At 43.5% G+C, this 12040-nt stretch carries 12 protein-coding genes; 6 read left to right on the top strand and 6 right to left on the bottom strand.

Annotation, left to right across the window (positions count from 1 at the left end; translation table 11 throughout):
* Nucleotides 1-189: 189 nt before the first annotated feature.
* The gene (locus VMUT_RS10850) at nt 190-465 is read left to right on the top strand and encodes an RpoL/Rpb11 RNA polymerase subunit family protein (protein ID WP_013605457.1); all 276 of its coding nucleotides are present in this window, start codon (nt 190-192) and stop codon (nt 463-465) included.
* Nucleotides 466-508: 43 nt separating this feature from the next.
* Complete coding sequence (locus tag VMUT_RS10845; protein ID WP_013605456.1) at nt 509-1090, top strand: hypothetical protein; 582 nt, start codon at nt 509-511, stop codon at nt 1088-1090.
* Here VMUT_RS10845 and VMUT_RS10840 read toward each other — a convergent pair.
* On the bottom strand, nt 1040-1291 hold the full coding sequence (locus tag VMUT_RS10840; protein ID WP_052298545.1) for a hypothetical protein: 252 nt from the start codon (nt 1289-1291) through the stop codon (nt 1040-1042). The genes VMUT_RS10845 and VMUT_RS10840 overlap by 51 nt on opposite strands.
* A 94-nt stretch (nt 1292-1385) precedes the next feature.
* On the opposite strand from VMUT_RS10840, the gene VMUT_RS10835 reads away from it, so the two are divergent.
* The gene (locus VMUT_RS10835; protein WP_013605455.1) at nt 1386-2372 is read left to right on the top strand and encodes a winged helix-turn-helix transcriptional regulator; all 987 of its coding nucleotides are present in this window, start codon (nt 1386-1388) and stop codon (nt 2370-2372) included.
* Here the strand turns inward: VMUT_RS10835 and VMUT_RS10830 are convergent.
* Complete coding sequence (locus tag VMUT_RS10830; RefSeq protein WP_148224756.1) at nt 2359-2544, bottom strand: hypothetical protein; 186 nt, start codon at nt 2542-2544, stop codon at nt 2359-2361. The two genes, VMUT_RS10835 and VMUT_RS10830, sit on opposite strands and share 14 nt — an antisense overlap.
* A gap of 129 nt (nt 2545-2673) precedes the next feature.
* On the opposite strand from VMUT_RS10830, the gene VMUT_RS10825 reads away from it, so the two are divergent.
* Genes VMUT_RS10825 through acnA form a run of 3 tightly spaced genes read left to right on the top strand, consistent with a single transcriptional unit; the run spans nt 2674 to nt 7578 of the window.
* Nucleotides 2674-3327 carry a hypothetical protein gene (locus VMUT_RS10825; protein WP_148224754.1) on the top strand — a complete coding sequence of 218 codons (654 nt, stop codon included), beginning with the start codon at nt 2674-2676 and terminating at the stop codon, nt 3325-3327.
* Between the two features lie 40 nt (nt 3328-3367).
* Nucleotides 3368-4810, top strand: a complete 1443-nt coding sequence (locus VMUT_RS10820; protein WP_148224753.1) for a hypothetical protein — start codon at nt 3368-3370, stop codon at nt 4808-4810.
* A gap of 53 nt (nt 4811-4863) precedes the next feature.
* Complete coding sequence (acnA, locus tag VMUT_RS10815; protein WP_013605451.1) at nt 4864-7578, top strand: aconitate hydratase AcnA; 2715 nt, start codon at nt 4864-4866, stop codon at nt 7576-7578.
* A gap of 139 nt (nt 7579-7717) precedes the next feature.
* Here acnA and tpiA read toward each other — a convergent pair whose 3' ends face one another.
* From tpiA to VMUT_RS10795, 4 genes are all read right to left on the bottom strand, one after another.
* The gene (gene tpiA / locus VMUT_RS10810) at nt 7718-8389 is read right to left on the bottom strand and encodes a triose-phosphate isomerase (RefSeq protein ID WP_013605450.1); all 672 of its coding nucleotides are present in this window, start codon (nt 8387-8389) and stop codon (nt 7718-7720) included.
* Nucleotides 8390-8519: 130 nt separating this feature from the next.
* Nucleotides 8520-10196: a hypothetical protein gene (locus VMUT_RS10805; RefSeq protein WP_048057045.1), complete on the bottom strand. Its 1677-nt coding sequence runs from the start codon at nt 10194-10196 to the stop codon at nt 8520-8522.
* 142 nt (nt 10197-10338) lie between these two features.
* A complete protein-coding gene (locus VMUT_RS10800) occupies nt 10339-11193 on the bottom strand; it encodes a metallophosphoesterase (protein WP_013605448.1) in 855 nt (284 codons plus the stop codon).
* Nucleotides 11194-11244: 51 nt separating this feature from the next.
* The gene (locus VMUT_RS10795) at nt 11245-11967 is read right to left on the bottom strand and encodes a ParA family protein (RefSeq protein WP_013605447.1); all 723 of its coding nucleotides are present in this window, start codon (nt 11965-11967) and stop codon (nt 11245-11247) included.
* Nucleotides 11968-12040: the final 73 nt, after the last annotated feature.

The raw sequence follows: 12040 nt of genomic DNA, 5'->3' as shown, positions 1-12040 counted from the left end.
AACGGTATTTGAAGTGAAGCCTTGTGAAGCTAAAATTAGAAGCATCAAAAGTGAATAAAGTCAGCCGGTACGTGAATTCTTCACTCGATGTCAGTTCCGGGGGTTGTCATCACTTAGATATATGCTCAATGTATTATTTTTAAGCTAGAGCTAAAGCTTTTATTTTACTACCTATTCCACAGTGAATTCGTGATTAAAATAAGTATTGTTAAGGCTGAGGACAACTACCTAGAGGCTGTTGTCCAGGGTGAAACATACACGTTATTCGCGCCGTTGATTGAGTACTTACTCAAGAGACCTGATGTTGAGTATGCGATGTATGATGTAGACCATCCATTGACACAGAATGTTCGGTTTAGGATAAAGACCAAGGGAAAACCACCACTTGATGTTATTAAGGAGGCAGTAAATGAAATATTAAAGGACGTTGAGGAGCTAGAGAAGGGATTTTTAGGATCACCGTAAATGCCTCAGGGCGATTAAAATAATTAAGGGTGGTGGTCCATCATTGATCTATGTATTTGGCGAACCGCCTCAGTGGTTGATTGATGTAGTTAAAGAGTTAGATGAGGATATCGTTAGGGTTAATGATTGTAATGTGCCTCCACATAGTGTTATAATTTCTGTAAGTAATCCATGCATGGCTAAAGGCTCCGTCGTCATATCCCTACTACCCTATGGAGAAACAATACCTATTCAAAGGGGCACTGCAAGGGGCATATTATCAACCATAATAAATCTCGTTAAAAGAATTGGTAATACGAGGAGTATTGATGAGGCATTATCATTACTAGGCCTTGCTAAAACCGAGGTGGTTAGCACTATTGGTATGACCGAGGTAATTGTTAAGGACCGGGTAATCCCTGGTTCAATATATACAATCACAGTGCTAAATACTGGTGAAGGTAAATGCACAGTAGCGTTAGGTAGGGGTACTGCCAGAGGGACGCTGATTCTTGATTCATTAATAACTTTGTTATTAAGTAATGGTGGTGATATATACATTGCAAAGGGTGATTTAGTGCTTGAGCTTATGGCATTATCCATGATCTTCAACATTAACCTTACTTATTCTAATCCTCCTTATTAGATTAATGGCTGAGAGGATTGTTGCGGCACCATTTAATACTAGGAATATGAGGTTCCAATTAAGTGCTGAGTATGCCGTCAGTAGGGCGCTGCCTATTAAGTATGGTATTGTTAACCTAAGTGGTGGCACATCACCTAGTGCGAGCACCCAACCTACCGCAATGAATAGTAGTCCAAGTACCCCCACAATCATTGTTAGCATCCTACATAGTTAATTACTCGCATTTTTAAGGCATACATTATCGAGGTAATCATAGTAAAAAATAAATTCCTGTAGCATTCTATAATTAACAAAGATGAGAGGTCTGTTGATAACAATGCCTAGCGTTGTTGATGAGGTTAAGAAGTTAATTAATGATTACTCATCATTTAATGTAGTCACTGAGCTGAGCGATGATGTTAGTAATTACGATGTTATAGGTATTATTGGGACAGATAGGTTCATAATCATGAACCTTCATAAATTAAATTCATGGGAGGGCCCGGTCCTCACCGTGGGTTTTGGACTGAGCTTCCTGAATTCCGTGGACATCGCAAACCTGGATAAGGCCTTATCGACGATAGTGAGTGGTAGTTACGATGTTGAGGAGATACTCAGGCTTTCCGTGAACGTGAAAGGGAAGAAACTACCAAATGCAATAAATGAGGTCGCCATTTTCCCAGCTAAAAGCGCAATAACCCTTGAGTATAGCCTGTACGTGAATAATGAGTATCTATGGCATGATGTCGCCGATGGCCTAATAATATCAACGCCCACGGGCTCCACAGCATACGCAATGTCGGCAGGAGGCCCATTAATACACTCGAGAGCCCAGGTCTTTGAGATAGTGCCCGTTAATAGTACGAACCTAGCCCGCGTACCAGTAATTGTACCCAGCGATTCTGTAATTAGCATAAAGGACCTAATTTCCAGGTCCAGGATTGAGGTGATAATAGACGGCAGTATTAGGACCTACGTGAGTAATGAGACTAAGATAATGCCTGGAAAGCCACTTAAGCTTATTAGGGTTGGTAATGTCTCGAGTGCCATTGGCCGTTATGAGAAGAAGGTAAGCCTTCTAGCCAATATGGACCTACCACCAAGTGCCAAGTTCATACTTAAGATTCTTGAGTACGAGGGTCAGTTAACGCAGAGGGAGATTGTTGAGAAGACAATGTTACCCAGTAGGACTGTTAGGAACGCATTGAGTATTTTGATTAGGAAGGGATTAATTCAGAGGCAGGTAATTATTAGGGGTAATAAGGAGGTTATTGTTTATTCATTAAAATCTACTGAGCAATGAGTTCTTGTCTTAAGATCCTGACCATCGTACACCTAATACTCCTTACATCACCCTTACTTATGGCATTACTAAATAACACCAACTTAACGTGATTTCTCGCACTTATAACAATCCTGGGCCACATTATTAATTGCCCATAGGTGATGTATCTCCTTAATTCATGCCTCATCATACAATTAATACTTCATAGATTATATTAAAAAGCAGTTTGTAAGATGCAGAATCTGCATATTTTCCATAGAACAATATTATCATTATGAACCATAAATTTAATAAATTCTATAATAGTGATAGAATATTGATGGCTATTAATGATGAATCCAAGAAGGTGAACAATGAGGAACTCATTGAGGAAGGTCAGGATTTCATAAGGAGGATAATAGAACCATCGCCAGCCATTGTTAGGGTTCATTGTTATAATTGTAATTTCGATAGCGTGAAGATACCTAATGGTGTGGAGTTTAGGTTTAGGTTATTAATGCCTTTCATGGCAGCCGTGATTAGGTACAGACAATTCATTAAGGACCTACTACTGCTTGATTCAAAACCTGTAATAACCGCAATTTACCAATCAAAGGTTAAGGAAAAGAGAACCGAAAGACCCGTGGTCATTATTTACGGGGAAATAAACCCAACAAAGAGAATATGGAGGGTATTAAGCATTTATAACCTAATCCTTGATGATTATAAGGACTCCATCGTTAAACAATTCAATATAATAACGAAGAAGGAAATCTGGCATTACCACCAAAGCGTCTCATTAAACGGTAAGACACAACACATAGGTATAGTACTGGCCAACAAGGTATTGATTAGGTACCTAACAAGGTTCGGTGAGGATGGAGCCTCAGTGAAAATGGTATTACTAACACCCGACGGTATACAAACGAGGAGACTGCACGTTGACTCAGAGGAGGAGGTCACCGCTGAGGAGAGGTCCATTATTGGTGAATGACTAATAAAATTTAAATACTAATTAGCAATAACTTAATTTTATGACAAAGGGTAACTGGAAAACCATAAAAATTATGATAATGATGGCGATAATACTAACAATAACACTGACAGCAAATACCTTCTTATCACAACATGATTACACCCATGTACATAAACCCTTACCAAGACTGGCACCTGCCGCATCACTTGTTGGCGCCTTTACCTATGTATCTAACTTTGAGAACGTGAATGAACCACCCAGTTATTATGGGTGGATAAGCATTAATGGGCAAGCGCCAGTAATAGTTACGCAACCCAACTACTGGGGCGAACCTGCACTGGAGTCTACGGCCTTAAATGGCGAACCTCAGATTGATATTGTTAATCCATCATTAATAGTTAGGGGTGATCAATTCCTATCCTTCCAGGTGGCGATTTATTACGGTGATGGTGGTAGTGGATTCTTTGGTTTAGTGAATAGTAATTATGAACCAGTCGCCATAGTTGGTATTGCTAATGGTTATGTGTGGGCTGGCCCAAACCTAACGGACTTAAAGCCTGTGGTTCCCTTATTAAGCCTATCAAATGCGCTTTACCCACCTGGTTGGGTCTTCATAATGGTTAACGTATTCAATGCCAGCACACCGTATAATAAAACCGCTGGTTGGGTTATGCAGGTATTTGTTGATCAGACTGATGAACCCCCATTTGAGGTTTCTGTTCCTGATGCAGGTAATTACTACACGGCGGTCATAAACACCACCAGCGGGACTGTTTATTACACGGACATTATAGTCACAAGCCTCGAGATACCAATATACCTGCAGAAGTATAATAATATGGAGGGTTATGGGCAGGGATCAGGCCTACTCACTACCTTACTACCACCATTTTATAACTTAACTGCACTCGTACTACTTAGGTACTGGAACACGCCACAGGTTGGTATATTGAGCTTTCAAATAAATGCCATGAATTACTACGGAGCCACCAGGTCATCTTGTGTCGGCTTCTTCCAAATAGGGGTTGACCTTGACCCGAATGGTACGATTGCGCCTTGGTACGTACCCGGTAAAAATTGCTTTGCTCATTATTACTTTAACGAGACAACGATGAATCCCGCAGTATTGCCTGGCATACAAACACCCAATAACACATTACTAAGGTTAATGATTTATTACAATATGAGCACCAAGGAGATAATTTTTGAGGTTTATGACTATAACACAGATCAACTCTGGGTACATGAGATACCATATAGTGGAACACCGTTCTACGCCACATATACACAACTCGAGTTCCAGTACGCATACACTAAGTACCCAATATATGATTATATATTTAATGGTACAATGTTCGACATACAGGTAACATTCCTAAACGAAACAACTAAGACGTTACCGGCAAACTACATGACACCATTCGAATTAAGCGCACCACCAACCTGGGATCTAACGTACTATAACGTCAATGCCTCTGGCTATAATCAATTCGCAAGGTAATCCCGTTAATTAAAGGGCAAATATTAAAAATCACATGAATTAATTATACCCTCGTGGCCAAGAACCTACCCAATTTATGGAATACTTTGAGCGTAATGGATGTTGGTGGCATCAAGGTTCGCTATTACTCATTGAAGGCACTTGAGAGAGAGGGCTTTGACATTGCCAGGTTCCCATACACGATTAAGGTCTTCATAGAGAACCTGCTCAGGAATTACGATGGGCAGGCAATTACTGAGGAAGATATTGAGAATTTACTGCATTGGAACCCGAAGAATCCAGGTACTAAGGAGGTCCCAATAAAGGTTGCCAGGGTCTTAATGCAGGACTACACGGGAGTACCTGCCCTAGTTGACTTAGCCGTGATGAGGGAGATAGTGGCTAAGTACGGTATTGACCCAAAGGTCATTAATCCGCAGGTACCGACGGACTTAATCATAGACCATAGCGTACAGGCCGACTACTGGGGTAGGCCTGACTCCGTTAGGCTAAACATTAAGCTTGAGGTTGAGAGGAATGCGGAGAGGTATGAGTTCCTTAAGTGGGCTCAAAACGCCTTCAGGAACTTCAGGGTCTTCCCACCGGGCACTGGCATCATACATCAAGTGCACCTTGAACATATCGCCAGGGTTGTGATGACGGAGGACCTTGAACATAACGAGAGACTTGCGTACTTCGATACCGTGGTCGGTATGGACTCCCACACAACAATGATTAATGGACTTGGCGTTGTTGGCTGGGGCGTTGGTGGCGTTGAGGCTGAGGCTGCACTCCTTGGTCAACCAATAGCTGTACTTCCACCACAGGTTGTTGGTGTTAATTTATATGGTAAACCAAGACCTGGTGTTACGGCGACGGACATAGTACTACACATAACTGAGACTCTTAGGAAGTACAATGTTGTTGATAGGTTCGTTGAATTCTTTGGTGAAGGTGTTAAGGAGTTACCAGTTCCTGATAGGGCCACCATAGCCAACATGGCCCCTGAGTATGGCGCAACTACCGGCTTGTTCCCAGTTGATGATCAAACATTGGCATATCTAAGGCTCACCGGAAGAGATGAATGGTTAATATCCCTAGTGGAGAAGTACTTCATGGAGCAAGGTGTATTTGGCGTATTAAAGGAAGGCGACATTGAGTATAGCCAGATAATTAGTATTGACTTGTCCACAATTGAACCTAATCTGGCTGGTCCATCACTACCATGGCAAAGAAGGTCGTTGAGCGATGTCCCTAAGAGCCTTGAATCTATTATTGAGGATAGGAACAAGAAGAAGAACACTAGTGGTAGGAGGAAAGTTGTTATAGAGATTGATGGAAAGAAGGTGGAGCTTGAAGATGGGTTTGTGGCCATAGCAGCAATAACAAGCTGCACAAACACAAGTAATCCATACCTATTAATAGCGGCTGGCTTAATCGCTAAGAGGGCTGTGGAACTAGGCATTTCGCCCCCACCCTACGTGAAGACCGTGCTCGCTCCAGGCTCTAGAGTCGTTGATGAATACCTAAGGAGAGCTGGTTTACTTCAATACCTAGAGAAGATTGGGTTCTATGTAACTGGCTTTGGATGCATGGTATGCATAGGCAACACAGGTCCATTACCCGAACCAGTACTAAGCGCGATTAGGAATAATGACTTGATAGCTGCCGCTATACTTTCAGGCAATAGAAACTTCGAAAATAGGGTACACCCAGATGTTAGGGCTAATTACCTAGCGTCACCACCAATGGTGGTGATCTACGCTCTTGCCGGCACAGTTAATAAGGACCTAACAAAGGATCCAGTAACATATACAAATGATGGCAAGCCAATATACCTAAGGGATCTGTGGCCTGGTGATGATGAGGTCAGGAGCTATGTGGAGAGGTACGTGACTCCAGATGAGTTTGTGGAGAAGTATACAAAGATCGGTGACTTAGTACCTGATGAGTGGAATACACTAAAGGCACCGAGCGGTGACCTATACCAATGGAATCCAAAGAACACCTACATAAGGAGACCACCATTCTTTGATGACTTTGAACCAAACAAGCTTGTTGAGGTTAAGGATATAATTGGCGCAAGGGCATTATTAATACTCGGCGATAGCATAACCACGGATCACATATCGCCAGCAGGCTCAATACCGGTGGACTCACCGGCTGGTAAATATCTATTGTCACTCGGGGTAAAGCCCAGTGATTTTAACACATTCGGCACCAGAAGGGGTAATTGGGAGGTAATGGTAAGGGGCGCATTCTGGAACAAAGGTGTTAGAAACAAGATAGGTGGTAAAGTAATTGAGGGTGGATATACAATTCACTGGCCTGATGGCCAATTAATGACAGTGTTTGATGCTGCCATGAAGTATAAGGAGGAACATGTACCATTAATAATACTGGCTGGGCAGACTTACGGTGCCGGTAGCTCAAGGGACTGGGCGGCTAAGGGCCCGAAGCTTCTGGGCATAAAGGCAGTTATTGCAAAGAGTTTCGAGAGGATACACAGGAGTAACCTCGTAGAGATGGGCATACTACCGCTCCAGTTCATGGAAGGTGAGGATGCGGACAAGCTTGGTATAACGGGCGACGAGACATTCGACATAATAGGACTATCCCAGGGATTAAAGCCTAGGCAAACCGTTGAATTAGTCGTGCATAAGCCCGATGGCAAGGTCATAAAGACAAAGTTGCTTGTGAGACTTGATACGCCAATGGAGGTTCAGTACTTCCTGAACGGAGGTATACTACAGTACGTACTTAGGCAAATAATAAGGAAATACCGTTAAAAGGACGCACATTCATGGTTATAAAAATCATAATCATCATAAAATTAACGGCAATTACTCATTTTTCTCTAACAGCAGGAAAAAGTTCCGCGCCCTAAGTTTCGTTGCGGAACCGAAATGAACATAGCTAATTACTACTCTAGTGTAAAGCCTTCGCAAGCTCCATAATCTTCTGTCTCCAATCCCTAGCCCTAACAATTGCGCTCGCAACCAATACACCCTGCGTGCCAAGCTCTAGGGCCTTCTTAACATCTTCGTAGTTTTCAATACCGGCTCCCGTAATCACGGGAATGCCTGGGTTAACCCTCTTGATGAGCCCCACGGTCTTCACAATGACGTCAGGCTTCTCCCTACTCACAGCCTTACCTGTACCAATGAGCTCAGGCGGCTCAACAGCCACAGCCGTTGGCTCCAGGGCCGCGGCAGCAGCGCTTGTGTATGGGTCAGGCGCGCACACGAGGGTCTCCAGACCAAGGCTCTTTGCCCTACTAACGAGCCAACCAAGGTCGTTAAGTAACAACCTATTCTCACTATGGTTAAGTATTACCCCCGAAGCCCCAGTCTCCTTAACGAACTCAAGTGGTACATGGCCAGTCCTAGCCCCAGGCTCGACTGAGTCGGCACCCTGTGCATAAACGGGTATCCCCACGCTCTCAGCCACAAGCCTAAGCTCAGTGACTGGTGGGGCGACTGCAATTGATACGCCTAATTCCCTAGACACGGCCTCTGCGACTTTGGCTAGCTCGAGAGCCCTTTTACCAAGTACCTCAGGGTATACCTTCATGTTTATGATAAGTACTGGCAACCTCATACGCGCAATAAGCAGACTAATGCTTATTAAATTACTGGGGTTTAATGGGAATAATAATTACAATACCCACTTAAGCAACCCTTCAAAGCCTAAAGGCAAAGCTCGATTAATGCCTCAACGGACTGATTAATCACCCATTGCATAGTGTTTGTCCCGTGTATGGGCTTGAGTAATTGAGTATAATGCCCATTGGCCAGTAATATTCATTACCATTGTTTTGCGCCGCGTTCGTACCTATGAACGTTATGTATAGCCGATATATCCCTAATTGTGTATTTGAGGCGCCAATCATTACTTGTGTTTGAGTGTAATAGGTGCTTGCCGTAACTGGTGGTATGAATAACCTAGTAAGTGACGCAAATAAGTTAGGCATTGCATCCCAAGGATCAAGTAATAGCGATAGTGCAAAGGCAATGCCGACCGGGTTTGGATTGTACGTGGTTATTAATGAACTTAGTGTGAACGTAACGCCTCCAGTACCTGTAGTAATGCTTGGTTCATTCGAGCATAGTGGTATTGCGCCTGCCCCAATTACTTCATAGCCGTCATAGATCGATGGTTCATAGCCGAAGTAATTCATGTTCACGAACATGCTCGTTATTGGTCCGTTACCCATGTCAATCCCGGGCATTAGGTATAGCGTATTAGTGTCACCGCTGGGCATTGTGTTGCTCCCGAAGCCCAGTATGTACGTGCCGTTAGTCCAAAAGATGTAGTTACCGGTCTTGTAGTAGAACGAGACAAAGGCAATGTAACTATCAAAGTATGTGTAAACGAATCCAGGGCCATTGACCTGGTAGGTTATTACATCACCTGATAAAAAGCCGTTAGCCGTACCCGGGGATAAAGACGCGTCTGGTTCAGCTTCAATTGAGGTATAACCATTCCATAACTCAATATTCATGTTATTGCTAAACTCGAATAACGGGCCAACGAGTTCTAGGTATGATGAGCCCCACGTGCCCGTTGGGATGCAGTAGGCTGTCCTGTTCAGGACTCCGTAAGGGCCACTGCCTGATTCTATGTAATCGTTTACCGTAAAGGATATACCGCTAATGCCTGATTTAGTTAAGACGTTTTCGCTCCATCCAATGAAGAATTGAGGCCATGATCCCTCATACTCAAGGCAATTAGCCAGGATCCACGCACCAGGTCCCGGTGGGTTATTCCTAACTACGCCATTGCCATTGCAGTTACCTATGTAGGTGAATCCCTTAGGTGGTGGTGAGCCGCCACCCGCAGATGGGTCTTTAATGCTATTGATCAGCTCAGGTATCATAAGGTCATTTTTTGTTATGTTCGTATTAACCACTATTGTTAATGGCTTATTCAACGAAAGATAACTGGGTGGGTATGGAATAGTGACCACCTTCATGTATACTTCAGGTGTGTCATTGGTGTATGTTATGAAGGCTATTAGTGATGGCCATATTGCATCGCTGTAATTACCATACCAATCACTCGCTATTCTCATGATCAATGGGTTATCCAGACTTATGGATACCGTACCTAAGCCTTTGTAGTAGCCTATTGTGTATATGTGCCTTGGTGTGAAGGCGAATAGGCTTACCGTGACCTCAATGGGTTGTCCATTCATGTACACGTGAATCACCAAAGCCGGGTGCCCAGTGACGCTACCGCCGTAATATTCGATTAACGCCGACTTTGTCGTAATGGTCTTAAACGGCATTACGTAGCTTTGGCCGAGGCTTGCATTAACCGTTATCATCACAATGAGAGCTCCAGTGATGATGGCAATTATTAAGATAATCATTATTAAATGCCTCGGTCTCAATTCCATAGGCATTAGGTATTATTTCCTAAAGAACTTTTAAGTCCAGCTATTCCCCTAAAAGGGTGGACTAAGAATGCTGAGTCGCTTTAACGTTCTTATTAATGCATGATGCCGATAATCCTCATTGAGGCACTACGTTCCTTATTTGTAACTCTTATAGCCAATCAATGTCGTAACCTCCCTCGCCCATGTCCTCCCTTATCCTGGCTAGTACATCCATTGTGCCGAGGTACGTCATATCCGTTAGGTAAACCTCAATGTTACCTAGTATCTCCCAGGTGCGTGCGTAGTGGAGTATTGTTTCGACTTCGACGAGGTCCTTTGGGAATATTTCGAACACGTCCATGCCCACGGTCAATGGGTTAAATGTGGGTAGTACTATTATGTTCATGAGGCCCGTGGCGCCTATTTCGGTGTTATACATGTTTTTACCGAACACGGACTTATTAACGCGTATCTTTACAATGACGGGTGACCTCATTACATAACCTGTCACGTCCTGTATGAGTATGGCTGGGTGAGTGTGTCCCATTATTATTGCGTCGGCATTCATGAAATCCTCAATCCTAGGCTTTGAGTTACCGTGAAGCAGGAGGAGTTTTTTCCCGTCCTTACTCCTCATTACGAAACCCCTCGAGTCGATTAGGTAAACGTTAGGCTTCACGTCACTACTCAATATTAGGTCTAGGTTACCATCATGGTTGCCCTTAACAAGGACCACCTTATTGAACTTACCGCTGACCCTGTTTAGGAATTCCCTAATCTCCTTGGCACTCTCGACTATACTGGCTATTTCATGCTTAACATCACCGAGTATCACCAGCGATGTTGCTCCGGTCCTCTCGGCGAAGTCCAGGACTAACTGAGCAATCCTAGCTGACTGGCTCGGTATCCTGACCCCCTTCTTACCAAGCTCAACCTCTAGGCCGACGTGAGTATCGGCAATAAGTAGCCACCTCTCGCCATCCTCAGAATCCACTGTAATGCCTCGAAACTCCTCAATGGACACCGCATTAATGACTAATAATTAATGCCTTAAAACCATTTTGCGTAACAACTACTAACTTAGAATCTCCCTAATTACGTATGACAAAGCCTCTTTAACGCCAACACCATACTGACCAGCACCATCATGAACCCACCGGATGACCCAGGGATCATAATGAATAATACTGGGCTCCAAACCACTGAGCTTACCAACAACAGCAACCCACTGCCTACCCAGGGACTCCCTAAACATATTAATCACAGGGCGACCAACATTAATCGAAAACCTCCTAACAAAATGCAACAGGTTCCTCAGGGCAACCACCGAGCCAAGGTCCTGAATACCCACTGGATAAACAATATCGCACTCATCCAATGCCTCATTCAGCACGCTATCTAGGCTTGGCTCAAACGATGGGAAATCAATAACCACATGATCAATCCCAACCCTATCAATCAAATACTTAATCAAAGAGCCTAACCTCTCCTTAAAATCTCCGTACTCATTAATAAGCGCTAAATCACCATAACCAGAGGGTATTAGGTAGACGGGACCATGCTCTGTTGGAATTACGTGAATGACCTCATTAACCTTAGATACATTAATTACGTAGGTAGCCAGGGTATGCCTCGGTATATTACCAAGTAGGTTGAGGGACGTACTTGGGTTGCCCATGGCTAGGTCGATAATGGCTAGCCTAATGCCGAGTGCAGGTGCAGCCTTAGCCGTCAGTATTGTTAGCGTGCTCTTACCAACACCACCCTTCTGGCCTGAGGCAATGCACTTAATACTCACGTCAATATAGTAACACCCCAATTAATAAGGCACTAACGTTATTACGAACAAACATTTTTAACTCCGCATCAAC

This window comes from Vulcanisaeta moutnovskia 768-28, assembly GCF_000190315.1.
Taxonomy (GTDB): domain Archaea; phylum Thermoproteota; class Thermoprotei; order Thermoproteales; family Thermocladiaceae; genus Vulcanisaeta; species Vulcanisaeta moutnovskia.
The sequence above is the reverse complement of the archived record's forward strand: the minus strand, read 5'-3'. Positions and strand labels throughout refer to the sequence as shown.